At 44.4% G+C, this 26,974-nt stretch carries 19 protein-coding genes; 4 read left to right on the top strand and 15 right to left on the bottom strand.

Annotation, left to right across the window (positions count from 1 at the left end):
- Nucleotides 1-13 precede the first annotated feature (13 nt).
- Nucleotides 14-2,281, top strand: coding sequence for a nitrogenase component 1 (locus FXW07_RS19475; protein ID WP_229393343.1), 2,268 nt, complete (start codon nucleotides 14-16; stop codon nucleotides 2,279-2,281).
- A complete protein-coding gene (locus FXW07_RS00950) occupies nucleotides 2,278-3,561 on the top strand; it encodes a nitrogenase component 1 (RefSeq protein ID WP_229393342.1) in 1,284 nt (427 codons plus the stop codon). The genes FXW07_RS19475 and FXW07_RS00950 overlap by 4 nt, the downstream gene beginning before the upstream one ends.
- A gap of 200 nt (nucleotides 3,562-3,761) precedes the next feature.
- Here the strand turns inward: FXW07_RS00950 and mcrA are convergent, their stop codons facing one another.
- Genes mcrA through mcrB form a run of 5 tightly spaced genes read right to left on the bottom strand, consistent with a single transcriptional unit; the run spans nucleotide 3,762 to nucleotide 8,706 of the window.
- A complete protein-coding gene (mcrA, locus tag FXW07_RS00945; RefSeq protein ID WP_229393341.1) occupies nucleotides 3,762-5,477 on the bottom strand; it encodes a coenzyme-B sulfoethylthiotransferase subunit alpha in 1,716 nt (571 codons plus the stop codon).
- 10 nt (nucleotides 5,478-5,487) lie between these two features.
- Entirely contained in the window at nucleotides 5,488-6,234 is a 747-nt protein-coding gene (gene mcrG / locus FXW07_RS00940; protein WP_229393340.1) for a coenzyme-B sulfoethylthiotransferase subunit gamma, read from the bottom strand.
- 1 nt (nucleotide 6,235) lies between these two features.
- Nucleotides 6,236-6,856 carry a methyl-coenzyme M reductase I operon protein C gene (gene mcrC, locus FXW07_RS00935; protein ID WP_048124332.1) on the bottom strand — a complete coding sequence of 207 codons (621 nt, stop codon included), beginning with the start codon at nucleotides 6,854-6,856 and terminating at the stop codon, nucleotides 6,236-6,238.
- A gap of 5 nt (nucleotides 6,857-6,861) precedes the next feature.
- Nucleotides 6,862-7,377: a methyl-coenzyme M reductase operon protein D gene (gene mcrD, locus FXW07_RS00930; protein ID WP_229393339.1), complete on the bottom strand. Its 516-nt coding sequence runs from the start codon at nucleotides 7,375-7,377 to the stop codon at nucleotides 6,862-6,864.
- 24 nt (nucleotides 7,378-7,401) lie between these two features.
- Nucleotides 7,402-8,706, bottom strand: coding sequence for a coenzyme-B sulfoethylthiotransferase subunit beta (gene mcrB / locus FXW07_RS00925; protein ID WP_229393338.1), 1,305 nt, complete (start codon nucleotides 8,704-8,706; stop codon nucleotides 7,402-7,404).
- 418 nt (nucleotides 8,707-9,124) lie between these two features.
- On the opposite strand from mcrB, the gene mmp10 reads away from it, so the two are divergent.
- On the top strand, nucleotides 9,125-10,360 hold the full coding sequence (gene mmp10, locus FXW07_RS00920) for a methyl coenzyme M reductase-arginine methyltransferase Mmp10 (protein WP_229393337.1): 1,236 nt from the start codon (nucleotides 9,125-9,127) through the stop codon (nucleotides 10,358-10,360).
- Between the two features lie 527 nt (nucleotides 10,361-10,887).
- Here mmp10 and FXW07_RS00915 read toward each other — a convergent pair.
- From FXW07_RS00915 to FXW07_RS00890, 6 genes are all read right to left on the bottom strand, one after another.
- The gene (locus FXW07_RS00915) at nucleotides 10,888-14,328 is read right to left on the bottom strand and encodes a DNA polymerase II large subunit (protein ID WP_229393336.1); all 3,441 of its coding nucleotides are present in this window, start codon (nucleotides 14,326-14,328) and stop codon (nucleotides 10,888-10,890) included.
- Between the two features lie 29 nt (nucleotides 14,329-14,357).
- Nucleotides 14,358-14,588, bottom strand: a complete 231-nt coding sequence (locus tag FXW07_RS00910; protein WP_048157995.1) for a hypothetical protein — start codon at nucleotides 14,586-14,588, stop codon at nucleotides 14,358-14,360.
- Nucleotides 14,589-14,760: 172 nt separating this feature from the next.
- Nucleotides 14,761-15,915, bottom strand: coding sequence for an L-threonylcarbamoyladenylate synthase (locus FXW07_RS00905; protein ID WP_255678519.1), 1,155 nt, complete (start codon nucleotides 15,913-15,915; stop codon nucleotides 14,761-14,763).
- Nucleotides 15,916-15,997: 82 nt separating this feature from the next.
- Entirely contained in the window at nucleotides 15,998-17,284 is a 1,287-nt protein-coding gene (gene rbcL / locus FXW07_RS00900; RefSeq protein WP_229393335.1) for a type III ribulose-bisphosphate carboxylase, read from the bottom strand.
- A 471-nt stretch (nucleotides 17,285-17,755) separates the two neighbouring features.
- Nucleotides 17,756-18,868: a DUF1646 family protein gene (locus FXW07_RS00895; protein WP_048123284.1), complete on the bottom strand. Its 1,113-nt coding sequence runs from the start codon at nucleotides 18,866-18,868 to the stop codon at nucleotides 17,756-17,758.
- 1,008 nt (nucleotides 18,869-19,876) lie between these two features.
- Nucleotides 19,877-20,989 carry a DUF1646 family protein gene (locus tag FXW07_RS00890; RefSeq protein ID WP_229393334.1) on the bottom strand — a complete coding sequence of 371 codons (1,113 nt, stop codon included), beginning with the start codon at nucleotides 20,987-20,989 and terminating at the stop codon, nucleotides 19,877-19,879.
- A gap of 1,044 nt (nucleotides 20,990-22,033) precedes the next feature.
- Between FXW07_RS00890 and FXW07_RS00885 the strand changes: the two genes are divergently transcribed.
- Entirely contained in the window at nucleotides 22,034-22,318 is a 285-nt protein-coding gene (locus tag FXW07_RS00885) for a hypothetical protein (protein ID WP_229393333.1), read from the top strand.
- Between the two features lie 292 nt (nucleotides 22,319-22,610).
- Here FXW07_RS00885 and FXW07_RS00880 read toward each other — a convergent pair whose 3' ends face one another.
- From FXW07_RS00880 to FXW07_RS00865, 4 genes are all read right to left on the bottom strand, one after another.
- On the bottom strand, nucleotides 22,611-23,108 hold the full coding sequence (locus tag FXW07_RS00880; RefSeq protein WP_048123288.1) for an Hsp20/alpha crystallin family protein: 498 nt from the start codon (nucleotides 23,106-23,108) through the stop codon (nucleotides 22,611-22,613).
- A 56-nt stretch (nucleotides 23,109-23,164) separates the two neighbouring features.
- The gene (gene hsp20 / locus FXW07_RS00875; RefSeq protein ID WP_048157998.1) at nucleotides 23,165-23,692 is read right to left on the bottom strand and encodes an archaeal heat shock protein Hsp20; all 528 of its coding nucleotides are present in this window, start codon (nucleotides 23,690-23,692) and stop codon (nucleotides 23,165-23,167) included.
- Nucleotides 23,693-23,897: 205 nt separating this feature from the next.
- The gene (locus tag FXW07_RS00870; protein ID WP_229393332.1) at nucleotides 23,898-26,162 is read right to left on the bottom strand and encodes a CDC48 family AAA ATPase; all 2,265 of its coding nucleotides are present in this window, start codon (nucleotides 26,160-26,162) and stop codon (nucleotides 23,898-23,900) included.
- Nucleotides 26,159-26,845 carry an ArsR family transcriptional regulator gene (locus FXW07_RS00865; RefSeq protein ID WP_229393331.1) on the bottom strand — a complete coding sequence of 229 codons (687 nt, stop codon included), beginning with the start codon at nucleotides 26,843-26,845 and terminating at the stop codon, nucleotides 26,159-26,161. Before FXW07_RS00865 ends, FXW07_RS00870 begins: the two co-directional genes overlap by 4 nt.
- Nucleotides 26,846-26,974 lie beyond the last annotated feature (129 nt).

Below are 26,974 nucleotides of genomic sequence, written 5' to 3'. Positions count from 1 at the left end.
AGGAGGAAAAAAAGTGATCCAGATTGCCCTCTATGGGAAGGGAGGCATAGGCAAGTCCACGGTTTCTGCAAACCTCTCGGCTGCCCTTGCCGATTTGAAAAAGCGGGTTCTGCAGGTCGGCTGCGACCCTAAACATGATTCCACCCGCCTGCTTCTCGGAGGGGCTGGCATACCCACAGTGCTGGACTATATGCGCGAAACTCCTTTGGAAGCGCAGCAGCTTGAAGCTCTGGTCTTTGAAGGCTACGGAGGTACTGCCTGCGTGGAAGCAGGGGGCCCAAAACCCGGGATTGGCTGTGCGGGTCGGGGGATTCTGAGCAGTTTTGAGGTCTTAAAACGCCTGGGGCTCAGGGCTTCTTCCTTTGACGTCGTCCTCTATGACGTGCTCGGGGACGTGGTCTGCGGCGGGTTTGCAGTTCCCCTCAGGAAAGAATATGCTGATGCGGTTTTTCTGGTGACCTCCGGGGAATATATGGCCCTGTATGCAGCTAACAACATCCTCCGGGGGATCAGGAATTTTGAGGATGCAGCCCCCAGGGTTGCAGGCATCATCTTCAACAGGCGAGGGCTTTTTGCTGAAGAAGAAAGGGTCTTTGCCTTTGCCCGGGCGGTAGGGCTGCCTGTGCTTGCCTCCATCCCCAGGGATGAGGTCTTTTCTCAGGCTGAAAAAGCCGGAAAAACCCTGGCCGAAGTTTTTCCTGCCTCTGCTCCTGCATGTATATTCAGGGAGCTGGCCGCGTATGTTGAAACCCTGGAAAAAGACCGGAGCCTGCTCCACCCTGCCAACCCCCTCGGTGACCTTGAGCTTGAAGCCCTGGTGCTGGGAAAAAGAGAACCTGCCCGCATAAAGCCATTCGGCACGGGTCCTGTACCCGATGAAAAAACCGGTACAGAGCCTTATTCCCTCGACCAGGGAAACGTACGTTCCACAAAAACCCCCTCCGGAATTCCCGAAACAAAGTCTACAGGAACCCCCGAAGAAGTGTCTACACTGTCTCCTAATGCCCTTCCCTCCAGGCCACCCCTTTACGGCTGTGCTTTTTCAGGGGCTGTAACTGCGACTTTTCAGGTTAATGATGCCGCCACGGTTCTGCACGGGCCGAGGAGCTGCACCCATATCACAGCCGATGCCCTTGCCTGCTCGTTTTTAAGGGGAGGCGGAATAAATGCAGGTGAGGTAAAGCAGATCCCTGGACTCCTGACGACAGATATGGAGGAGAAAGATGTAATATTTGGGGGACTTGAAAAGCTTGAGAGTAAAATCGAAGAAGCCCTTTCAGCAGGCTGGAAAACGGTCTTTGTGGTGAACACCTGTCCAGGAGGGATCATAGGAGACGATATAAAGGAGGCAGCTTCAAGAGCCAGAATCCGTTTTCCCGGAGCAAGGGTCATTCCGGTCCCTGTGGAAGGGGTACTTACGGGAGACTTTTCGACCGGACTACTTGAGGGATACAAACGGGTTGCTGACCTGATTGACCCTTCCGTAAAGCCCGAAAAAGGCCTGGTCAATATTATTGGAGAAAAGAGTTTTTCCCTGAGGGAAGAGGAACACTTCCATACGATAGAAGGGCTGCTCAAAAGGATGGGGTACAGGGTCAACTGCAGGTTTTTAAAAAGGGCAGACACCATTTCCATTCGCTCTTTTAAAAAAGCGGAAATCAACCTGATAGCCTGCGACGACCCCGAGACCAGGGACTTGCAGGCATACCTTTCCGGGCGTTTCGGGCTTGAATTTTTTGAGCTTCCCTTTCCTGTGGGTTTCCGGGAAAGTTCCCTCTGGGTAAAAGCCCTGGCAGCACGCCTGCTTCCTGGAAAGGATCTCTCTTCCCTGCTGCAGGAACAGGAAGAGGTGTACAAAGCAGGGATTAGGAAATATACCTCTCATCTCTCGGGAAAGCGCGTACTCCTGGTGAGCTACACCGAGGACATCGGCTGGATACTGGACACGATCCGCGACCTGGGAATGGAAATAGTCAAGGTTGGGGTTTCGCCCTCGTTTTTTGGAAAGAAAAGCCTGGAACTCCTATCCTGCGAAGACTTCCCGGTTGAGAGGAACTACACGGATGAAAAGAGGGCAAGGGATGTCAGGAGCCTTATGCCGGACCTGGTCCTTTCGAATTATGCCCCTTCGGTCCCCGAAGACGGAGTACATTACGATACTATCCCCTTCTCCCCTCAGGTAGGGTTCCTGAGCGGGCTTGAACTTGCAAAACGCTGGAGTACACTTCTCAGGCTGCCAGTTGTGGAGGGGTGGAAGTACGATGGAGGTGATGAAAGTTGATTTTTTCCCCTGACGCTTTTACGGGTTCTATCCTGGCGGTCGAAGGGATCAGGGACGCGGCCGTGATCCTGAACGGACCTACAGGCTGTAAGTTATACCACAGTTTTCTCTCGGACAGGCAGTTTCCCAGGGAAAGTTCCCATGACCCTCTGGCGTTCCAGGACGAGTTCTATTTCGGGCAACCCAGGGTCCCCTGCACCTGCCTGGACGGGGAAGACTACATCCGGGGTTCACTTGAAAAGTTCGAAAGGGCGCTTGCAGCAATAGCCGCAAAAGAAAAAGGCTTGCTTATGGTGATTAATTCCCCCGGAGCAAGCCTTGTGGGAGACGACCTGGAAAGTGTAATCAAAAAGGCGGGGATGCAGGACCGCTGTTTTGTGGTGGAAAACCCGGGTTTTTCCCTTCCTGCAGCTCAGGGCTTTGAAAATGTTGCCCTTGCCCTGCTCGAACACCTGAAAATCCAGTCCTCCCATTGCCCGGGCTCCCCGAAAAAAGTGAATCTGATAGGGCTTTCCCTGCTCCACAAGTACTGGGAAGGATCAGTTGCAGAAATGAAACGGCTCCTTGCTTTCCTGGGCCTGGAAGTCGGAGCCATTTTCCTTGCCGGAACTTCCCTCGAAGAAATCCGGGAGTCAGGCGATGCAGCCTGTAATGTCGTCCTTTTCCCCGAATACGGCAGGAAAATTGCGGAATGGTACAAAGAACGCTTCGGAACCCCTGCCGTATTTTCTTCACTTGGGGCTCCCATCGGGTTTGATGCGAATGAAAGCCTGCTGAGGGAAGTTGCAGCTGTCCTGAATATCGATCCCACACCGGCCCTTGCAGAAGTCCGGAAAGCCAGGCAGGCCAGTTACCGACAGATTTCGCGCTTCCATTCATTCTCAGGGCTTCCCAAAGGAGCCAGTTTTTCAATCCGGGCTGAAAGCTCCCTTGCCTTCCCCCTTACACACTGGCTTTACTCCTACCTCGGTATGGCCCCCCTTGCAGTAAAACTGCTCCCCGGAAGCGACCCCGAAGCAGCAGAATCTCTCCGGGCGTTTCTGGAGGCAAAAGGCTTTTGCGAAGTCTGGGACAGGGACCCTTCCCTTGAATCGGCTGATATTGCCTTTGCTAACGGCCCTACCCTTCAGCTTTTAAAAGCAAAAGGCTGCTGCAAAGCCGGCATCGAAATCACCCTTCCGGAAGAAGGATACATCCACTTTCTCCCGAAAACATATATGGGAATTTCAGGTGCACTTCTCCTCCTGGAAGAAATCATTAACGGACTGCGCTCCACCTGAACATCCATGTATAGAGGGCAGGAAAGAGGAGAAAAGAAAGCGATTGAGGTGCCGGAGAAAATAACATTTGAAGCAATGGGACTTTTCAGATAGTCTCTAAGTTCTTTCTGGAATAACCGCACGAGAAATGAGTATGGAAAAAAGAGAGAAAAAGTAGGCCAGAAGGCCTACTCTGTTTTAAATTGTTGAATTTATTGAGTTTATTTTGCTGCTGGAATGACGAGGGATCTCTCACCGGCAGGCACGAACTCTCTGATTGCACCGCGGCCGAACTCTCTCCTGGGCTCTGCAAAGTTGAAGGGCATGAGGTCGTCAGCGAAGCAGACCTTGATGAGTGGGTTGACGGTGAATGCGTCTCCACGGCCTGAGTGGGCTGCCTGAGCGATACCTGCGTATCCACCCTGGTGACCGACGTTCATTGCATAGTTGGGGTAGTTTGGACCACGGAGTTCGTCTGGGAGACCTTCGTCGCCCTGGTAGGACAGAACGTTTGTGGCACCACACTGGTCCTGCAGGTCGTATCCGAAGAATCCGAGTCTGCCCCATGCTTCCTTGTGCAGGTACATGGAAAGGTACCAGCCGGAGAGACCAGCGTTGGCGTTTGCAGTACCGAGGGCACATGCAACACCGGCTGCAGCTGCGAGCACGGTTGCTCTCTGGGAACCACCAAAGTGGTCTTCAAGGGCAGTCGGGAACTTCTCGTAGGTCTCGATACCGTAGAGTGTGGACTCGGTTGCGATGTCCTTTACAACGTCGAGGCTTGCCTTTACCTTGTTGTCCTTGCCGACATTTGCAGCACCGTTGTACTTGTCGTTGATGTAGTCAACGTCATAGTACACGTTGTTGTCGAGGATATCATCTGTGTATGCAGCTGTTGCATACTGTGTGAATCCGACACCACCGGACATGTAAGATCCGAGCCAGATCTGGTCGTAGAGCATACAGCCTGCACCGACGACTTCAAGAGCGATCTTTGCTGGGTCCTGGGAGGTGCGGCTTGTCTGGATGATGTCTGACAGGTGACCGAAGGAAAGTCCACCGGGCTCGTTAGGTCCACGTGCACGCCTTGCGGGGAGCATTTCACCCATGGAGACCAGAGCTGCGTGCTTTGCAGCGAAGGACAGGTCAGCGACGGCTGCTTCACCGGCACACATTGCGTATGCGGAGATGAAGGACATACCGATCTGCATGGCTGCCCACCTGGAGGTCTGAGCACCGTCTGTTGTTCTGGAGACAATTGTTGGGATGTGGATTGCCTGCCAGGAAGTCTTGCCGATGGAGGCCTTAATCTGAGCTGCCTGTTCTTCTGAGAATTCCTTGTTGATGTCAATAAGGAACTGCTTGTCGATTTCGTCTGCAAGGGCGTCGTCGCCTGTGAAGACTTTCACGTAACAGTCGTCAACAAGAGCAGGGTGGGTTTCGACCATCATTTCCTGAACCACTGCTGCACCGGGCATGGCGTGGTTAAGGACTTCGAGATAGTGGTTGATGGTTTCAGGAGTGACTTCCTTACCCAGCCTCTTCTCGAGGGTCTCGTGAGCCATGTCAAGACCGACAATACAGGTCCTTCTGATGTCATCCCACATCTGCTGCATTGCAGCGTTGTTCACGTAGTGGAGGTCATCAGGTTCACAAACAATATCAGTGCCAGAAATGACGTAAGGAGTAATTGCACGCTGACCAAGGGGAGCACCGGAGTGCATCATTGGGTTGTAGAATGCAATACCTCTCTTCTCAGCAATTTCTTTACCGGCTTTAATCATTTCGACTTTTCTGGGGTCCTGCTCAGGGCCTAACCTCAGGAACTTTTCAGTCTTGCCGGTGATGTCGACACCTGTCTGCTTGTTTGAACCAAATTCCTGTGCGAACTTGACTTCCATTGAATTTTTAAATTTTGAGAAAATGTCTGCTGCCATTGTGGTCACCTCATTTCGGCTGGAAACCGAATTTTGTCCTCTGATCGAATATCCTGTGTACCCATTCAACGACTTCTGCATCGTCCCTGAAGGCTACATTGTCCACACGGTAAATGGTGGTTCTCTTTGCGGCTTCTTCGCTGGACATGGGCTTGCCGAGGTCTACTTTCCTGTCGAGTGGAATTGCAACCTGGTCCTTGTCCATGATGATGGTGCCGTTTTCAAGTCTTCTCCTGTCGAGCATGTCGAACATTACACCGTCTTCCTGGAGACGGACAGAGTGACCGTGCACAGTTGCACCACGCACACCTGCGAGTGCATGGTCAGTGATTTCGGTTTCCATCTGGACCTTTGCACACTGTTCCATATCTCTTTCACGGGCTTCAACGATCTGACGACCGGAAAGGGTACCTGGGTCTACACCCCTGAAGTTGATTGCTGCAAAATAGGATCTGAAATATGGGGTTGCAGGCGCGTTGTACATTGAGTCAGCAAACTGAATGTACCTTACTCTGTCTCCTGCTGCTGCACCGGGTGTAGCTACAACATTTTCACGGGTCGAGCATGCAGGCTCTCCCATCTCTGCAAGTGGTGGGTGGGTGCTTGGATAGTCGCTTCCTGGGGCGCGGTGCCCGAGAACTGCAGTTAAGTCTTCGTCTGAAATTTCCCTGAGTTTCTCAAGTTTTCCAGACATGTGTTTTCTTCTGTTAGCGGCAACTGATGTTGCGCCTGGATAAAATTGTCTTTCGTAAGCCATCTCATGCAACTCCTTTATGATCTTCTAACTGGTCTAATGTAGTCTTGACGTATTTAATGATAAGATTTAGCTTGTCCCTGGGACAGGAATCACCGCGTGTAACTCCACTCACCATATCCATCACAATTCCTTTTGTAAGAATATTTTCATCCCTTGGCATTACTAATCTCGTCTTTATCCCTGCCTCTGCAAAATCCTCAAAATCTACCGGGATCTGGCTGACTACAATCGCCGGAATATTAGCCTGACTCAGGATTTCCCTGGTCTTTCTAACCACATGATCCTTGATATTTCCGAGGTGAATCACGGCCAGCTTGTGCATTTCAATCTGTGCTACTTCTACCGGACTCAGTACAAAAGATCCGGTTCTCATACCTGATTCAGGGATTCCGGAGCCTGAGTAGAGTACCAGCACACTGACCTGAATGTTTTCTTTCCTCATTCCATATGTGATCTCACATACCGGTTTTGTGATATGCCTCTGGCCGGGACTCATGGCAATAGCTACAACCTCAGCACGGCCGGCTTCTGAGAGAGTGCCTCTTTGGGCAAGTCCTCCTCCTCTGCCAAGTCCCGCACCGCATCGGCAGTCAACTACCTGTGTTTCCCGATCGATCATCATATTTTTCACTCATCTTTGTCCTTTATCTCTTCTTGCTCCTTTTGTTTCTCGATAAAGATGAGCTGATCTATCTTAGTTCTAGGATCTACCATACCAAGCAACCTAGGGTCTGCTTCAGGACCAAGTTTGGCATAGTCAGTTACAGTAGGCTTTTTCCTGAGGAAATGTCCTTCCCTGAATTCAAAGGGGAACGGAAGCAATTTTTCGCACACTTCCCTTAATTGTTCTTTAGCTTCGGCGCTTGAAAGTTCAACCCTGATCCTGCCCACACAGATCTTCAATTCAATAACCTGATCTCCAATCTGAATAGGCTTTCTCAGTGGATGTTCTACTTTTTCCCCAGTACCGGGACCGGCAGACACCTTATCGGGTAGTCTGTTTCCCTGCACCATGACGCGAATTACTCCGTCCACCTTGTAGATTTCAGCAATGAGATTCTGAGCTGTTTCAGGGGACAGTATTCTACTGGGAAAAATTTCGATTTGAATAGAATCTTCCGTATTTGAAGCAGAGTCTGACATCTTTAGACCTTTTGAATTATATGTTTAGAGCACTCCTGCAACTGCCTTAATTGGCTCGCGGAATTCTGGTATTGCACCAAACACGTCACCTATCAGGCCGGATGTTGATTCGATTGTGAACATCTGGGTACCTGCATCAAGAGCTACTGCTGCGCATACACAGGGGATTGCGAACCCTCTGGAGTGTCTGGTAACGACGTGGTTACCGTTGAAGACACCAGGCCCACCGCCACCATAGATGGAGTGACTGAAGAATGAGAACCCTACCGCGGTACCTTCTACTTTACCGTAGTCGCATCCTGGAAGACCAGTTTCCTTCTCAAGGATATCGTTGAAGTAGAGAAGTGTTGAGGAAACGTTCTGAGCTGCACGGCCTGCACCACAGTTCACGAGGGTGGCTGCAAGGGTACCAACTGCTGCACAGGCATTCCACTTTGGAACGTCGTTTGCTTTATAGAAGTTGTATCCAGAAGGAGCGGTCTTGTCAACTGAGATAATACCAGCTTCAATTGCCCTGCGGACAACAGATTCGATAACGGTTCCAATGGTTCCGTCCTTACCGTTTTCCTTTACAATGTCATATAAGAGGTTGTTGGCGTTGAGACCCTGGTATGCAAGACCGAGGAGCTGATGCCTCTCGAACATACCGACTGCTCCACCCATCTCGAAGATACCAGACTGCTCGTAGATGGAAGAGAGAGCGGATGCGTTCATTGCATTCCTGTTGGAGATTGCTGCAACGTGGTTGGCCATAATGTTCCTGAGGGAGAAGCCAAGACCTTCATTGTTCTGGGGGATGCTGAGAATACCCTGAACCTGACCGCCCATGAGATCCATTGTCTGTGGGTAGCTTCCCCAGACAGCTGATTTTACGATAGGAGCATCATAAGGATCAGTTCCAAACATGTCCATAATAGTCTGAGTGACTGCTGCTGCACCAACTGTTGTTGCGGACATGAAGTCGGCACCTGCAATAATCCTGGATTTTGGGGACTGGATCAGGAGGCTCTTTCCGCCTTTGACTTTGATGACATTGGTATCGTCGCCTTCATCGACCTGGACGAGTTTTTTAACATTTTCTGCAATTGCATCAGCATTGCCTACAATGTCATAGTTAAGTCCGCGGCCTAAGATCTGACGGCCCTTTCCGCCCATCTTGCCGCTGGCAAGTGCACCCTGAATACCTGCGAGGTTGACTGCAACTGACCTCTTAGTGTCCATGATGATCTTTTGAATTGCTGCGTTTCTTGTTGGAGCAAGGGACATAATGTCGACATTGCTCTCGAGCAGTTTTCCTCTGTCGTCGTAGATGTCTACTGTGTCAGACACTTTAATTTCCTCCTTAATTTATTAAAATCATTTTGGGATTGGTCACCTATTCGAGTGCTTTTGCACTCAATAAATCAAGTACCGCTTTGTTTTTAAGTGTCCACTATTCCCAATGAAATCTCATTCGTTTAGAAGGTACTTAAATCTTTTGTGTTCTCCGATAAATTAATTTATGTATTTTTTTAAAATATAATATATTAATTTGTAATCTATTTTTATAAAAATATATAAAAAAGCGGCATCAATGGAAAAATAAAATTTTAATATACTTAAAGTTCGTCAAAAATATACCAGCTGACTTATAAAAAATAGTTAGCGAGAAAACGAAGAATAGATGTTAAATTTATTAAGATGTTGTATTACACATAGAGTCATACCAAAAAGATTTATTAACACCTTGATAATACGAAAGTTTAATATGGAAGTCGTTGTCGATGTAGGCGGAAATCCAGGGGTAGACTGTAGAGGCTTTTGCAAATACTGTTATTTCAAAAAGGTTAAAGACATTCAGCCTCTGGGCTGCAAGTATTGTCTTCCTTTCAAGAAAGGGTGTGACTACTGCACACGCAGTGTAAAGGAATCATATTCGGGTTTCAAGCCTCTTCAGGTAGTACTGGAGGAAACTTCAAGAAAACTCTATTTCGCAAGTGGAGAGATTAAAAAATTCACTATTAGCGGAGGAGGAGATTTAAGCTGTTATCCTGAACTGAAGAATCTTGTCGCTTTCTTATCTCAGTTCAAGACCCAAATACATCTGGGGTATACAAGCGGAAAAGGTTTCAGCAAGCCTGATGACGCTCTTTTCTACATAGACCATGGTGTCACAGAGGTAAGTTTTACAGTCTTTGCGACTGATCCGGTTCTAAGAGCAGAATACATGAAAGACCCGGAACCCGAAGCTTCTATACAGGTTCTCCGGGACTTCTGTGCCCATTGTGATGTATATGGGGCAATTGTGCTCATTCCGGGAGTAAATGATGGAGAGGTCCTTGATAAGACTCTCAGTGACCTTGAAACGATGGGTGCAAAAGGAGCTATTCTGATGAGATTTGCAAACTTTTCGGAAAACGGGCTTATCCTGAATAATGCTCCAATCATTCCGGGCATAATCCCACATAACATTGAGGAATTCACGGAGCTGGTACGTAATTCTGCAGCAAAGCACCCTTCTATGAGGATCACAGGAACTCCGCTTGAAGATCCTTTAATTGGCTCTCCTTTTGCGATAAGGAATGTACCCGAAGCCCTTGAAAAACTTCCGAGGACAACAAAAAGAGCCACCATTATTACAGGCCAGATAGCAGCTCCAAGACTAAGGGAAATCTTTGAAGCTCTTGGAGGTTCCGTGAATGTTGTATCTCCAAAAAAAGACATTGGATGCCTCATTACTATTGAAGATCTCAAAAATATGGACCTGTCTGAAGTAAGTGAGACTGTTTTCATCCCTGGGAGAGCTTTTGTTCATGATATGGAAGTTAAGGAGATCTTTAAAAGAGATGGAGTGGACAGGCTTGTTCGCAGAGGTCCGGAACTTCTTTCCGTAGACGGCGAAATGTCAATAGGCATGAAAAAAGAAGAAGTTCTGGAACTGGAAATTAAAAACTTTACCGAGCTTATAGGGCAGATTAATTCCCTTGGGCTACCTGTGAAGTAAACTATCCCTAAGCTAAACAAGCTGTCCGACAATTACTTCGGTAATAAAAGAATTCCTTCTTTTTTTATTTAAAGGCCTTATTTGCTTTCTTTTTAGCACTTTTTTATTATTACCAATAATTGCCGGACAGCCTGTAAAGACTCAGGGGTCTTACGCTTCGTCATATAAACCATATTATCAAAACCAGTCTAAATCGGAGTAAAAAAGCAGTGAGAGTATAAAAAAAATCGCCCTGTTAAAGATACAGATAATCAAACAGATAGTATATAAATAGCGTATCAATTATATAAATACGTGAAAAATATATAGAAAAAAATATCAACTTTAAGAGAGTGGACTTATCCCTACAAGAAACAGTCAAAACCTAAAAAGAGTCTCTTTTCGAAAGGAGGACAAGACTGTTTACAGTAAAATTAGAGAACTAGTTAATAAACACTTCTGTATTTTAGGACTCTCAAAATGCCCTGCCTCCTTTCAAACAAATAGAATAATTTATTTTAAGTGTTAAGATTTCTTGCTATTCATTCTCAGCGCGCAGATCCAGACATGAAATCAGAAAGTCCCAGTTGCTTAACCCTGTGATTCTCGAATAGAGAACATATATCTTTATCCAAAAGTTCAATTCTCTGTTGGGTATAGCTAGAAACTCCGTACCTTTCCCCAACTTCTTTTGAAATTTCAAGATATTTACGGACAGCTCCTTCGTGCACGGTCAGTACTACATTACCTCCACACTTAGGGCAGGCTCCAGTTAGCGGAGGGCGCCTGAACTTCTCCCCGCATTTTATACAGCGCATCCGCTGCCTGGAAAAAGAACGGAGATTTCCGAGGAGATCAGGAAGGAAATGAGACTTGAGCACCCTTTCAGCCACATCAGGAGCATCTACCGCCCTTATTTTATTAGCAAGGGAAAGTTGTGCCTCCATTTTTTCGATCATGCTTCCGAGAGTCTTATACGAAGAATTGAGAGGGCCTGCAGCAATATCAGAAGTATCATGTGTGAACATAAAATGCTCATATTGTTCCGGAGTTCCAAGTCGACTACTCACCAGATCCATAATACCTTCAAGCTCTGTAGGATTTTTGATCTCCTGAGTAGCCCTGTAAAATTCCAGAGGATATCTTGCAGGCACATCTATATTATGTGCCTCCTTGTCTACTTCTTTGGGATCGATTCTCGTAGTAAGTACAAGAGGAGCATCCATTTTCCCACCCCTTTTCTCCGGGAGATAAGCCCTTGAGAAATTAAGGATTCCATCCATGAGAAGCATTACGCAATCTTCGTCTCCATCGCAGTTCCTGCGTTTTGAAGCATGAAAGAAAGGATGAGCATAGCCGACTGAAGCTCTCGTAAACCCTATTAAACGCCCCAGTACGCCTGCAGAGGTGTGTGGAGCAAGTCCTATGAGCAATACGCCTACAAGATCCTGAATTGTTTTGGCATTGTAATAGGGTTCAACCCCGTAATATTTCACAAGCAGGTCATCCACATATTGTGCGGTACGCAGCATATACTCGCCCCCGTCATAAGAAATCACAAGGTCCTGGACCTTCAGGCAGACGACCTGATCATCTCTTTCAAGAGGATTTCCGTAAACGTCTTCCACATAACCAAGTTCCCGGAGTTTAGCTGCTGTTATCCCGATTTCATCAGCCCTGATATGCGTAAGAGGAATATCTGACATGTCATAGCGGACAGTCCCGTCCTTAAAAATATAGACATCATGTTTTGCCCTCAGGATTCCCTTTTCCAGGGGTTCAGGAGTCATCTGTCCGTTCATTAGCCGTTTTACACCTTTAATGAGGTCCGCTTTTTCTCTTTCCCCTACATTCTCAAAAGCCTGCCTGTAAATAGAATGAAAATCCAATTTGACATTTGCAACAGAAGTTAGCTTTCTACCGCATTTAGGACAGGTTTCAGAGTTTCGAACCTCAATTTTACAGCGAAGACAGAAGAGTTTGGGACGAGTATACTCTCCGCAATCACAGCGCCAGAAATAAGTCTCTTTTCCACAGGCAGGACACTCCCTGATCCCCATCTCCACTTCAATTTCGCCTATTTTTCCATTCATGGAAGCCGAATAATTTGAAGCGGCTGCAAGATTCCGCGTAAGTCCTCCAGCATTACCTATAGGAAAAAGAACCTGAGCTGCAGGAGACATCTTTCTCAGGTTGGCTTTTTCCGGTCTTCCCATTCTTGCCCCTATTCTCGAAGGAGCCCTCGGAAGAACTTTAAATCCACTTAAAATAGCCGCAGCATTTACCATGTCATCGGTGTCAGGCATCTGGGCTTTCTCTTTCAGATGGCAGTCAAGCCCGAGACAAAGAATAAAAGGAAGAGATTCTTTAATCAGGATTGTGTCAGCTTTTACCCTGTGAAGTACAAGGAGTTTTTCAAGTATGAGTTTGACACCATTTTCCATACAGGCTTTCAGAGGTAACCTGAGGATTCCATCTTCAACCGAGAAATTTCCTCTCTCGGCCACGAATTTTCTTAAAGCCTCAAACTCAGTCCGATTTATGTCATGCCATAAATACGTAAACTTCGGATGTAGAGGGACATCGTATTCTTCCGCAAGCCTGAGAGCCAGAGCCGACGATGGATCTTTCAACTCGTCTTCAGGTATTTTCTCAGAGCAAGCTGCTTCATAGTCATAATGCCACCATTCGAAAACATAAGGTGAAGGCATGAGAGGATGGTTGTTTTCCAGGAAATCCCCGTAATTAATCAGGATCTCTCCAATATCTACTAGTACCTCGACCTGCGAGCGAAGCTCATAAGCTTCCTTTATGTCATCTACACGGATAAGGTCTCCTGAATGAAGGCGCACAGTTGGCCCTTCTATCGAGTCTACAGCAGACATAGCTGCAGCCTTTCCAGGCCTTTCAACCTTAAGCTGAGTCCCGTTAGTAACAAAATCGTCAAGCAGAACCATAGTAGCCGGATTGATACCGGCGGCCGCAAAAGAAGTATTTCTGGAACGCCCGTAGCGAAGCCTGAACCCTCCTGGCCTTGAAGGATGGGAGAAAACCGGCCTGCCTGCAATCAGGTCTCTTATGTACTTATCCTTCGGCTTGATCTTATTTTTCTGTTCATCTTCTTCATCGCCTCCGGTTTTTGTACCCCCTATGAGGATATCCAGCCAGTCCCATCCGTCCATATGCAATTTATTAACGTGTTTCTTGACTTTGGGGGCTTTAAGGGCGAGCCCTTCGGCAAGCACAAGGCACATTCCCCCTCTGATGCGGTTTGTCCCTATTCTTTCGAGATCTCTGTGCCCTTCAACCTCAGCTTCCTCAGTTGGGTCTCCATCAATACAGACAGGGCAATTTTTGACTATCAGGCGAATCTCGTCTTCCGAGGGCATATACTGCAAGCTTGCGACTCTTTTATAAAGAACGACCTCTTCCACATAACGCTCTACTTCCTCAGGTCTTGGCTTATAGCGGTCAATCCCTATCCCACGCCTTACGTAATCGCCAACGAGCACGGAAAGAGCCTGGGCTGTTCCACCTGCACTCCGGATAGGCCCGGAATAAAAAATTCGGATATACTCGGAACCATCGTCATTCTTTCCCAGTTCGACCTTATTAATTCCTTCAATCGGGGCTGCAACCACTCCTTCTGTAATGACGGCCATGGAAACCCGGATCGCAGCTTCAACTGCATCCTTTTTTGTTGTGAAGTTTCCCACTTCTCCTTCTGCGACCTGACGCCCGATTTCAAGAGCACATTCTTCTCTTGACATTTTTTCTTCAAGCACCCTAATCTTTGCAGCGACTCCCTCCACACCTATAAGGTTCTCAACCCTATCCGCAAGATCTTTGGCAAGAGGAATTTCTACAACGGGCTTTGGGTCACCTCCACGAGCTCGAGCTGCATTTGCAATCTTGATAGCCTCTTTGAGTCTTGCTTCGAGTTCGTCAAAATATTCGTGCATTTCCGTACTTGCAATCGTTTCACCCATTTGAAAGCCCCTTTAAAAAAAATTGATATTTACCTCTTGCGAAGAGATCCAGATGCAAAAATACTTGAAATTGAGGTTATAAAAAGGACAAAAATACCTACCCAGATAAGATAGCTCCCTTCCTTCTCCAGGCCCAGAACTGTTAAAAGTAGGCCTACAGCCAGCACTACAAGATTAATCTTGTTTATTTTTTTATTCTGATCTACGACTTTTTTGTAAGCCCGCTTTTTTTCCAGATTTTCCTTTTTCTCGGCGTTCAAAGTTCTTCCCTCTCAAACACTAACTAAATCTTCAATTTTGTATCACAATTAAGCTCAAACACTGTATTACACTTGGCTTAAACACGGTATTACAATTAAGCTCAAACACTGTATTACACTTGGCTTAAACACGGTATTATAATTGAGCTTAAACACGGTATTATAATTGAGCTTAAGCAACAATCTTCATAGAGGACGCTTCCCTCAGCCGGTTGATGAGAGCTTCCCCAAGCCCGGAACGGCTGAAGGACCCATCAGCCACGATTACATCCAGCCCTTTCTTATCCAGCTTTCTGAGCCCTTCAAAGAGTTTCCTGGCAGCTACGCCCGGATCTGCCCTGGGCCCCAGCAAAAGGCACTCATCTGGACTCAGGTTTTTTAAAGCAAAGAAAGGTGCAGTCTCCTTACTGGTTTCCTCACTGAGAAGAAGCCCAACTTTCTGCCCTTCGCTCCTGTAACTTTCAAGTAATTTGACAAGCTTTTCCGAAACAGATTTTCCTTCTCCTTCGACAAGCACAACCTTTGTATCAGGAATATAATGCCCATATTTCTGACCTGCCTTCTTTTCCGACAGATCCGGTTTATCCCCTGATTCGCCGCTTTTGTATCCGGACTTAACTTTTCCTATAATGCTTTCAAGCTCTTCGAGACTTACGGCTCCGGGCCTTAGCACAACAGGTGGCTCAACAGTCATATCAATTACAGTTGACTCAAGCCCTATGGCAGCCTCCCCTCCGTCAAGAATTGCATCAATCCTGCCTGTAAGATCCGAGATGACATGAGCTGCAAGACTGGGACTGGGCTTTCCTGACAGGTTGGCACTGGGAGCAGCAAGAGGGGTGCCTGCTCTCTTTATTAATTCAAGAGGGACTCTATGGTCAGGCATGCGAACTCCTATTGATTTTAGTCTTCCTGAAGTAATATCGGGGACAATCTCATTTTTCTCCAGGATAATCGTAAGAGGACCAGGCCAGAAAGCATCCATTAGCTTGAAAGCGCTTTCGGGAATATTTATAGACACTTTCTCAACATCTTCTCTTGAATGAACAAGCAGGCTAAGGGGATTTCCCGGAGGGCGCTTTTTTGCCTCGAAAATCTTCAGGACTGCCTCTGAGTTCAGGCCGTCAGCTCCAAGGCCGTAGACCGTTTCCGTGGGGAAGGCTACAGTCCCACCACGCTTGATAATCGCTGACGCTCTTTCAAGGACGGAATCAAAATTTTCTTCGGAAACCCGAAAAACCAGAGTATTTACTTTACTTCCGTTTTCTGCCTGCACAGGGGTAAACTCCTTTTCAATTATAATTTTCTGTAGTGTCGAGTCAATCATCAAGGATTCAATAATTCCGAATAATTGCAATCGCTTTTATACGACATTTTGCGGTTGACTCAACAGTAGTTCTTTCTCCGGCTTATTTCTTCAGCCACTTATCGATGGCAAGTTCAAGTTCTCTGTGGTTTTTCGCATATTCCTGCAGGCTAACTCCCTCAAGAGCTGCTTCGAGTGCCTGCCTGCAAGCAGTGGCTCCGGCTGCCGTACCCATTGGATGGGCGTGAATTCCGCCACCGAATTGCATAATAACATCTCTTCCGAAGATAGTGTACAGGTCAGGAATCATAGTAGGGGCAAGCCCTCCGGAAGCAACCGGGAACATGGGCTTCAACCCTCCCCAGTCCTGGGCAAGGACGTGCTGGCTTTCATCCGCAGGCACATTGTCTAACACACACTCATCACGGAGAGATAGAACCTCGTGTTTTTCTCCGTGCATTTTCCCTACTACAGTACCGATGTGAAGCTGATCAAGCCCGACCAGTCTGCAGAGCTTGGCAACGACAAGCATGCTTATCCCATGGCGTGGGTTCCTGGTATAGGCTGAATGCATGCATCGATGGGCATGGAGAGCAAGTCCTGCATCTTCTGCTTCTTCCCTCAAGGTCTGAAGTGCAGTCCAGCCTACAGGTACGATGTCGATCATCGCATAGCTGGCACCCAGGTCTTTAAGAATGTTCATGCGACGGATCATTTCCTTACAGGTAGGAGCAGTAATGTTGCAGAGATACATTTTACGCTCTCCGGTCTCAGATTCTGCCTTTTCTGCAAGCTTCAGGGTAAGTTCAGCTCTTTTTTCAAATCTGTTAAATTTCTGATCCGTAAGGTTTTCGTCATCTTTAACAAGGTCGCAGCCTCCTGCAAATGAATTGTAAGCAACCTCAGCATGTTTTTCAGAGGTTAATCCAACTTTCGGTTTGACAATAGTTCCTATGAGAGGTCTGTCCTGCACACCTGTAAGTTCCTTGATTCCTGGCAACCCGAATCCAGGGCCTTTGAATTCGGAGAGCATTGACTTCGGGAAAGCTATATCCTGCAGTCTGAGATTGTCAACGATTTTCATACTCAAGATATTTCCTGCAACCGCACTGAGTACCTGCGGGACAGAACCAAGTTCAAAGAGTTCTTCCGAGTAAGCTACCCTTACAGTCTGTGCATCCTCATCTACGTAAAAAACATGGGGTTTTAGCCTGGCTGCAAGTTCGGGACTGAGTGTGGCGATTTCAGTCCAGGAATCTATAGAGCTTTCCCCTGCCATATGGGTTGCAGCTTCCTCAAAATTCACTCCTGCTGACGGTTCTATATGGAACTCACATACCAGATCAGTATCCTTCGGGCTATAGTCCATGTCTATATAATCTCTTCGCATTGTTTTCCTCCTGACTGAACAAGTTAATCTCCAGAATAAAATACGTTAGAATATACTAAATAGAATTATAGTTCTGATTGAAGGAAGTAACGGAACATAGATAAAAACTTGTTTACTTAAATTGAGTGAGCCTTGATCGAAAAGAAAAAAGGTAAAGGGAGAGAGTAAAATAACGGATTTCCTGAGAAACAAAAGAAAAAAGGAAAGGAAGAGAGTAAAATAAGGGAGTTCCTGAGAAACAAAAGAAAAAAGGAAAAAGAAATAAATAAAATGCTTCAGGGAATAAGAGCCAAAAAGATCCTCTCCGAATCGTGTGGAAATTTTCCATTTGATTCGAAGAGAATACGAGAAAATTGCAATCTTTTTTTCAATTAATGGACTTATTAGATTCTGTTCCAGAATCCTGGAATTTTCAATCTTGTATTCACTGGATTCTGGAACTGAATACGTATGAGCATGGGGATTTTAAGTTTAGAACCCAAGCACAAATATAACGGCGAAGTAGATAGCCATTGAGATAAGCCCAAGAGGCAATCCAAGCTTTGCCCATTCTTTACTATTAATACCAAGTTTTCCTGCAGAGATAATGTTCGGGATATTTCCCGGGATCAGCATCCCACCTGCAATTAAGAGACCCATAAGTATACTCTTTATCTGGACTTCGCTAAGAGCAGGTCCTATTTCAGCAGCTGCAAGGGTAGCGTTATCAAGGATGGCTGAAACCATGTTCACCCAGTAAAGAATACCTGAAGGGATTTTAATGAAGTATTCAAGTATAAGAGGTTTGAAACCATCTCCGAGAAATGTAAGAGCCATGATAAACACATAAACTTTTACAGCTCTCATTACAACATCTTTTACAGTCTCGTTATACTCGGATGCTTTCATTCCCTGGTCTTTTGGATCAACTTTTCCAAGGAAGAACATTCCAATAATACCATATGCAAGAATACCAGGAATAATGTATTTGCCCAGCATATTGAATAAGAACATGAAGTCTGCATGGTAAGGTGCACCGGATAATTTTGAGATAGCAATTGTTGAAAGCGGTTCTCCAAGGGGGGTCAGTGCAGCACCAAGGCCGATGGAGAAACACGCAATAATTGTAAGGTCTATCTTTGACTTTCGAGATAGAGGCATTGCATTAACTACCTCAACGAGAATAATTGAGGCAAGAATAGCCGACATCACACTGGAAAACAGACCAAGAATAACAATGAGAAGAAAACCTAAAACTTTTACAGAAAGCATATCAGTTAATTTTCTAATTATTTTGTGAATCGGAGCATGCCATTTATAAATAATCAAGCCGACGACAAGCACTATCTGGAATATGCCGATTGGAATGCCAAATATGTCTCCAACATGTAGCGGTGCAGTAAATGCTTCTTCGATAATTTCCATTCGCCAGCCAGTCTCATTACCCGGGATTTCGACAAAACCTGAAAGAGTCATTGCTGCTATTCCACACACAAGCAGAAATGGTTCCAGATTTTCCTCAATAACGTGTATTTTAAAAGGGCCGAGTAACACGGCTAAGAATATTACAAGAAACCCAGCTAAAATTCCTGGTTCAAGAGCCATTACTTTTTTCCTCCTTTAATATATTTAGACCACAACGTCTGAATAACCTACTGTGAAACAGTGTTAGAGCCTAGAATGTTTTAGTCTTATAAAGACTTGCTCTATTTATTCTTTGGTAATATATTAGTCTTTAATATTCAATTTAATTTTTATATTTTTTACAAATAAAGGTTGTTTACTTATTGAAAATGGGCTTTACCCATAATGCATTTTTTTATATACAGAAATTACTTTCGGTCCAAAATTCGGATAAATCATATAGCTTCGCACCATTTCATTTAGTAAGTAAACCTGTTAAATTGTTTTATATATAAAAGTAGACATTAAGTACAAAAATTTTAGTTCAAATAGATCCAGAACCCATAATTTGTAAAATGAACACAATTGTAGAATTTATTTTCCTAATTGTCCTATATTATTTTTTTAAAGACAAAATGAATATTTAAACTGCTGTCGAGTTGAGATAATATGTGTCATTTTTGTGCATATATATGGAAACATAGGAGAAAATAAAAAACAATGTATATTTTTTAACATGCACTTAGTAATTATCACAAAATCGAGTATGTAAAATTATCATACAGTTAACTTTTAACTGGTGATAATGCTCTTGAAAATAAAGACATCAAATCGGAACCTGTGAATAGTTTGTTCTGTGACGACTCCTTAGAATTAAAGCTTAAGATCATTTTTCACGCTTTGAAACAGATCTCAATATCTCAATTTCACACTTAGAAAAGCTATATCAGGTGTCTGGTGAAGAGCAAAAGCTTTTTCTTTGTTTTTATTGCATTTGGGAAGCTTTTAGCAGGATTATGAACTGCAGGCTTCTTAAAACGAAGAAAAAGTTCTGCTAATTTAAAAGAAAAAAGAAATTAAAGCCTGGATGATATTCCAGGAAAAATATAAAAAACTCAAATTAAGGATTCAGTTTCAAAATCCAGTGATCAAATCTATAATTTCTCCACCATTTTGAAACTGAATCTTATTAACTATGGGCAATTTAGTTTAGAGTTTCAGCACAAAGATGACGACGAAATAGATAGCCATTGAGACAAGCCCAACAGGCACTCCAAGCTTCGCCCATTCTTTGCTTGTTATACCCAGTTTGCCTGCAGAAATAATATTTGGAATATTTCCTGGGATCAACATTCCGCCAGCAATTAAAAGTCCCATAAGGATACCTTTTATCTGGGCTTCAGTAAGTGTGGGTCCTATTTGAGCTGCTGCTAAAGTAGCATTATCAAGAATAGCAGAAACCATGTTAACCCAGTACAGTATTGCTGGAGGTATTTGTGCAAAATATTCAAAGATAATAGGCTTGAAACCATCTCCCAGTAATGTGAGAGCCATGATAAACAAGTAGACTTTAACAGCCCTCATTACGACATCTTTTACAGTTTCGCTGTATTCTTCGGCTTTCATTCCAGGGTCGTTCAGACCAGCTTTTCCAAGGACGAACATCCCAAAAAGCCCGTAAATAAAGATACCTGGAACGATATACATGCCAAGCATTTTCATTAAGAAATTGAACTGAGCATGGTAAGGTGCACCGGATAATTTAGAGATAGCGATTGTGGAGAGAGGTTCTCCAAGAGGAGTAAGCGCTGCACCAAGTCCAATTGAAAAACATGCGATAATTGTAAGATCTATTTTGGATTTTCGTGACAGAGGCATTGCATTAACCACCTCAACGAGAATGATTGATGCAAGGATAGCCGACATCACACTGGAAAACAGACCAAGAATAACAATGAGAATGAAAGCCAGAACCTTAACAGACAGCGCTGAGGCAATTTTCCCTATTGCTTTTTGAATCGGCTCATGCCATTTATAGATAATTAAACCAACTATAAGAACTACCTGAAATATGCCGATTGGAATTCCAGCAATATGTAAAGAGTTCAGCGGTGAAGTCAAAGCTTCTTTGATTATCTCCGACCTCCAGCCTGTTTCTGTACCCGGGAGTTCGACAAAACCTGAAATTGTCATTGTCGCAACTCCGCATAAGAACAAAAATACTTCCAGATTCTCCTCAATAATCTTGACTTTAAAAGGGCCGAGCAGTACGGCAAGGAATATTACAAGAAATCCAGCTAAAATTCCTGGTTCTAGACCCATAAATTTTTCCTCCTTTACTATTTAGTCTATAGTAGTCTATAGTGTTCACAGTAAAGTAAGCCTGTAGACTATGCTGTATACATTTGAGCCCTCTAAACAGCCTAAAAAGCTCTTTTTAGGGGGATAAAATAGTTGATCAATAAGTGAATGTAACAAGTATACTGTTTATTGATAAGGAAAATCATTAATTGTGAGCACTGTAGATTACAAAATGATTGGAAATTAACTAATAAATTGACTAATAAACTAACTAATGTTAAACACTGAAAAGCCCCGAATTTTTTAGCTTTATAAAGACCTTCTATATTTTTCCATAGATTAATTCAATATCTGCCTTATAAGAAAGATCTTCAATCTGCTTCCCAATAGGGAAGCCTTATCTAACATGTTTTTTGGCTCTTGAATAGGATATTTTTGATCTTAGCTTTATGAGATAATATTTTATCACCTCATAAAAGGCAACAAATATTTTGTCACTTTTATCTTTCTTACTCGCATAATATTGAGTTTTTCTATTGAGAAGACCTCTACATTTTCGAACTACACGGTTATCCAGTACCTTACGCACAAGACTGATTCCGGTCTTAAGATTAGAGGAGTCAAGTTCCTCTAGCCAGATAATGACTTGAGCTTTTGTCCTCGACTATACATGCTTCTGATTATTTCGGGACTACAGATTCCCTGTTAAGCAATCATGCGTATATATTTTTTGCTTTCGTTCATGCCAAAAGTACAACTAATTATACAAAAGTCTATAATTATAAAATTTGTGACATAAAGCCACAAATTTTTTAGTTTTATTTTTTGAAATCAATCGAATCATTTTTATACTATTTTAGGAGATGTTTTATTTTATTAGATATATATTTGTTAAATTATAATATACCATCATAATAATAGATCGATTACTGTTGAAAGCCTCAATATCCAGGTTAAAAAAAGGGTATTGATATGGAGTATGAAAAGATATTACAAAAGCGCACTATAATAATATTGCAAATTCAAAATAAGGGCGACTCATAAAATAAGACACAAAATAGTAAAGTGAAGGTAAAAAATAGGAAGATAAAAAATAGGAAGGGAAGAGAAATAAAGAGGGAAGAAAGAGGGAGGGAAGAAAGAGGGAGGGAAGAAAGAGGGAGGGAAGAAAGAGGGAGGGAAGAAAGAGGGAGGGAAGAAAGAGGGAGGGAAGAAAGAGGGAGGGAAGAAAGAGGGAGGGAAGAAATAAAGAGGGAAGAAATAGAGAGGAAAAATAGGAAGGGAAGAAATAGAGAGGGAAAAAATAGAGAGGGAAGAAATAGAGAGGGAAAAATAGGTAGGGAGAAATAGAGATAAAATAGGGCGGTAAAAAATATTAAAGTTATTAAAAGAGCGTGCACATAAATAGGATATACAAATAGCATGCGTTTAAGAGTTCAACTTCGCCTTGACAACAAAGTTATTTTTTTGTCTATAGAGAGTTCTGCACACTATCTGTTTTCAACTACTATTCGACGTGTGATTATCAGGACTTAGGACTAAGTATTTCCAACTACAATTTTCAAACCGTTTTTCAGTATATTTTTGCACTTAATTCTCCAATTCGATCTTCAACTCGCTCAACTCTTCAAGGCCGTTTGCGTCAGTTAATTTCGATTTCAACGGGCCTTTCTTCAGTACAACGCTTGAAAGTAACCTCAAGTACTCCGTTTTTATAGCTGGCTTGTGCACTCTTAGGATCCACACGGGCAGGAAGCTCTATGTCCTGAGAGTATTCGGAAGCTCCAAGAATCCTGATTTCAAGATTTTGAGCAGTCGCATGCAGAAGGAGATCTTCCTTTTCGATTTCCGGAATTTCTGCAAGTACGTGTACTAGTTCTTCACTTTCAAAGATATCAACTAAAGGGTCTCTTATTTCGGAGGGGAATAGATTTTCTTCATCCTCAGAACTTTCCGAAACATTTCCAAACTCTCGGAGTTCGGGGTCTTCCCCCGGGCGACGAATGATAGAAAATCCGTATACGAAGGGGACGGACTCTCCCATATCTTCCAGGAGGGCTTCGATCATTTCTTCCAGGTTGTCAAAAAGTTCAGATCCAAACTCTTCAAAGAAATCCTTTCTTTTTCTTATGCCCACCATTTTATTACCTCTGCTTTTCCTCGTGCTGTTACACCTGCAGTGCAATTCCCGGGAAGTCACTCAATATTTATTGAGGTTCGGGAAATGGATTCCAGCCTCTTAAAGGTAACTTCCAGCACACCGTTTTTGTATGTAGCTTTGGCACTCTGGGGGTCAACCTTTACCGGCAGTTCCACACGTTCGGAATATTTTGGATTCCCATCTATTGTTTCGATGTCAAGTATTAAATCAGTTGCGTTTAATCTAATATTTTCTTTCTCAATGCCCGGAATCTCGGCAATCACATGAACCGTCTCTTCGGTTTCCAGTACATCAATCAGGGGTTTTCTTGTGTCAAGATAACAATGTTCTTCGTTCTCAGTATGCTCAAACATAGGAATATTCCCGAATTCACGGATTTCAGGTTCTTCCCCTGGCCTCTGAGTTAACGAAAATCCATAGATGAAAGGGTCCTGCCCGAAATTTTCCGTACTCATACCCATTGCCCTGCTAAGACGTTCAAACATTTCATCCACGTCCTTAACCGGGTCAATTCCGAAGATTTCATCGAAAAAATTTCTCCTTTTTTTACTATCTCTTTCCATATAATTACCCCGTTATTAATTTACCCATTGATATCTCGTTATTAATTTATCCATTGATAACTCGTTATTAATTTACCCATTGATAACTCGTTATTAAGCGGGTTTATCAAATCAGCCAGTATAAATCAGTCATTGTTTCTTTTCAGTAGTTCCTGAGTTTTTGGTAATAAAAAGCCGGGAGTTGCCGGCTTATAAGGACGTGGGCTTACTGAGCCTGAAAGAAACCCGGGACATTTTCGTGTTCTATTTCTTTTTCCTGTTCTTCAGACTCGGGAGCTTCTTCTTCAAATTCAGTTGCGTATTTAGCAAAGAGTTCAGCACTCCGTTCATAAGCCGCGAGGCTTTCCCTGGATGTTGTAGGCTTCACACGGCGGATTGCGCGTTCAAAGTGCTTCTTTGAAATCCGGACTTCTCCTGCCCGTTTCGCTATGTCCTTTCTGCCAGCTCCTGGAGTGACGATTTCCCTCAGGGCCAGCATCGCAGCCTCCCTGCAAATACCCTGGATGTCTGCACCTACGTACCCTTCGGTCATATCAGCAAGTTCGGCGAGATTTACATCTTCTGCAAGAGGTTTTCCCTGCGTATGGATCTCAAAGATCTTTTCCCTGCTTGTGTTATCAGGTGGCTTGATATAGATGAGCCTATCAAAGCGGCCAGGCCTGAGGAGCGCAGGGTCTACCATATCAGGCCGGTTTGTAGCCGCAACAATAATTACATCCTTGAGTTCCTCTACTCCATCCAGTTCAGTGAGGATCTGGCTAACAACTCTTTCGGACACGTGCGTATCTGAAACAGAACTTCTTTGGGGTGCAATTGAATCGATTTCGTCAAAGAAGACAACCGTCGGTGCAGCCTGTTTGGCTTTCCTGAAGGTTTCCCTAACCGCACGCTCGGATTCTCCCACATACTTGCTGAGAAGTTCTGGACCTTTAATGCTGATGAAATTGGCTTCGCTTTCACTTGCAACGGCCTTTGCAAGCAAGGTTTTACCTGTACCCGGAGGCCCAAACAGTAACACTCCTCTGGGAGGTTTTATATTGATAGTGCTGAAGAGTTCAGGATACTTCAGGGGCCACTCAACAGCCTCAATAAGTTCCTGCTTTGCATTTTCAAGTCCTCCGATATCATCCCATCCTACATGCGGAACCTCAACATAAACTTCTCTCATTGCAGATGGCTCGATATTCTTCAGGGCTTCCTTGAAATCATCTCTGGTGACTACGAGTTTATCAAGAATTTCCTGTGGAATTTCTTCCTCTTCGATATCGATTTCGGGAGTTATCCTTCTGAGAGCATGCATTGCTGCTTCTTTACAGAGGGAAGACAGATCAGCGCCTACAAACCCATGAGTTACATCTGCAATTTCACTAAGGCTTACATCCTGAATAGGCATACCTCTGGTGTGAATGAGAAGAATCTGTTTCCTGCCGTTCCGATCGGGAATTCCGATTTCTATTTCCCTGTCAAATCTTCCACCACGGCGGAGAGCTTCATCTATTGAGTTCGGGCGGTTTGTGGCAGCAATTACAATTACCTCGCCCCTGGACTTTAGACCGTCCATAAGGGAGAGCAACTGGGCAACTACCCTGCGTTCCAATTCTCCTGTGACTTCGCCGCGCTTGGGAGCGATGGAATCAATCTCATCTATGAAGATAATAGAAGGTGCTTCCTTTTCGGCTTCCTCGAAAATCTCACGAAGCTTCTGCTCGCTTTCTCCATAATACTTGGAAACGATTTCAGGGCCGCTAATAGTAATGAAATTTGCATCGGTTTCACTTGCGACTGCCTTTGCGATCAGTGTTTTACCCGTGCCTGGAGGCCCGTGAAGCAGCACTCCTTTTGGGGGCTCAATCCCCAGTTTCTGGAAGAGTTCAGGATGTCTCAACGGCAACTCAATCATTTCTCTGACAAGTTGAATTTCCCGTTTAAGCCCACCGATATCCTCATAAGAAATACCTTCTGGAACCCGGGCCTCCTCAACTGATTTCTCCTTAATAACTATATCAGTGTCTTTAGTAACAACAACAGGTCCTGCAGGTCTTGTAGATGCAACTACGAAAGTCAAAGGGTTATTTACAGTTTCCACCCTGATCTGCTGACCTTTGTTCAAAGGTCTTCCCTCGATAATTCTAAGGATGTAGTGAGCCCCTCCAACAAGTCTTACAGGCTGAGAAGGAGCAAGGGTAACTCTCTGGGCGTGTTTTGCCTGGACTTTCTGGATTGTAACCCTATCATCAATCCCTACTTTGGCATTACTGCGGAGGTTACCGTCAATCCGGATCCGATTTTCCTGTTCACGCTCCACATTTGGCCAGACAATTGCGTAGGTCTTAGCTTTCCCTGAGATCTCAATTATATCCCCGCTTACAAGTTCCATCTGCTGCATCAAGCGGGTGTCAATTCTTGCAATTCCCCTGCCTACATCCTTATGATAAGCTTCAGCAACTCTCAAATTAATTTCTTCAATCATTCGTTCTCAACTCCGGTCTCACGGATTTTCCAGTAATACTGGTTATTTTTGATACCATACTCAATAAACCCCCTCTTTGTAAGGCCTATCAGGTTAGCGTTAACAATACTCGGGTGCAAGCGCAGGTTGTAACATAGGGTAGCGAGAGTGGTTTCATTTTTCAGAAGTTCAAACAGGAGCTCACACTCTACAGGATTCTTGGATATTTCTTCAATTGAGTCAAGACAATGGTCCATAGCTTCTGTGTACTCAACCTGAAGCTGCTGCTGCATCTGCGCAAGCTCTTCTTGCCTTTTTTTGAGTTCCTTAAGCCTGCTGCTTAATTTAAGAAATAAAGTCGAAGATTCTTCCCCTGGTGGGATCTCCTTTTCCACAGGATCCTCTTCATTTTTCCCCCTATCAAAAGTAACATCATGGAGTGTTACCGTATAGGAATATGGGGATACTGACACTTCAAGCCGCATGTTGTTTGCGATATTGAAGTACTTACGCCTCTGTTCATCCACACTGCATTCTATAAGTCCCGCCTGCTCAAGCAGACCTAGATGACTTATTATGGCTTTTGGCCCTACTCCCAACCTGCTAGAGATCTCACTGACATAGCAGGGACGGTTTGCAAGAAGTTGAATAATCTTCCTGCGGTTTTCATTCCCCAGAATGTCAAGTAATTTTGCCGGGTCCATTATTTTCCTCTGATAATAATCTAAATTTGTGAGATATTAGGCAATAGTGCCAGACTTTTTTGATTGTATATTTTGTGCTTGTATATTTTTTGATTATAAGTATCTAGCCTTGAGTAAATTAGAACAGGA

Source organism: Methanosarcina sp. DH1 (genome assembly GCF_020804205.1).
Taxonomy (GTDB): Archaea; Halobacteriota; Methanosarcinia; order Methanosarcinales; family Methanosarcinaceae; genus Methanosarcina; species Methanosarcina vacuolata.
Note: the sequence above shows the minus strand (reverse complement) of the source record. Positions and strands in the feature narration are given on the sequence as shown.

What these genes read in the sequence shown, in the direction of transcription:
- hsp20 (WP_048157998.1), bottom strand. Translation starts at nt 23,692, where the DNA reads ATGGAAAGAGATAGTAAAAAAAGGAGAAATTTTTTCGATGAAATCTTC.
- FXW07_RS00905 (WP_255678519.1), bottom strand. Translation starts at nt 15,915, where the DNA reads ATGATTGACTCGACACTACAGAAAATTATAATTGAAAAGGAGTTTACC.
- mcrC (WP_048124332.1), bottom strand. Translation starts at nt 6,856, where the DNA reads ATGATGATCGATCGGGAAACACAGGTAGTTGACTGCCGATGCGGTGCG.
- mcrG (WP_229393340.1), bottom strand. Translation starts at nt 6,234, where the DNA reads ATGGCTTACGAAAGACAATTTTATCCAGGCGCAACATCAGTTGCCGCT.
- mcrA (WP_229393341.1), bottom strand. Translation starts at nt 5,477, where the DNA reads ATGGCAGCAGACATTTTCTCAAAATTTAAAAATTCAATGGAAGTCAAG.
- FXW07_RS00915 (WP_229393336.1), bottom strand. Translation starts at nt 14,328, where the DNA reads ATGGGTGAAACGATTGCAAGTACGGAAATGCACGAATATTTTGACGAA.
- mmp10 (WP_229393337.1), top strand. Translation starts at nt 9,125, where the DNA reads ATGGAAGTCGTTGTCGATGTAGGCGGAAATCCAGGGGTAGACTGTAGA.
- FXW07_RS00865 (WP_229393331.1), bottom strand. Translation starts at nt 26,845, where the DNA reads ATGGACCCGGCAAAATTACTTGACATTCTGGGGAATGAAAACCGCAGG.
- mcrD (WP_229393339.1), bottom strand. Translation starts at nt 7,377, where the DNA reads ATGTCAGACTCTGCTTCAAATACGGAAGATTCTATTCAAATCGAAATT.
- FXW07_RS00895 (WP_048123284.1), bottom strand. Translation starts at nt 18,868, where the DNA reads ATGGCTCTTGAACCAGGAATTTTAGCTGGGTTTCTTGTAATATTCTTA.
- FXW07_RS00890 (WP_229393334.1), bottom strand. Translation starts at nt 20,989, where the DNA reads ATGGGTCTAGAACCAGGAATTTTAGCTGGATTTCTTGTAATATTCCTT.
- FXW07_RS00870 (WP_229393332.1), bottom strand. Translation starts at nt 26,162, where the DNA reads ATGATTGAAGAAATTAATTTGAGAGTTGCTGAAGCTTATCATAAGGAT.
- FXW07_RS00880 (WP_048123288.1), bottom strand. Translation starts at nt 23,108, where the DNA reads ATGGTGGGCATAAGAAAAAGAAAGGATTTCTTTGAAGAGTTTGGATCT.
- rbcL (WP_229393335.1), bottom strand. Translation starts at nt 17,284, where the DNA reads ATGCGAAGAGATTATATAGACATGGACTATAGCCCGAAGGATACTGAT.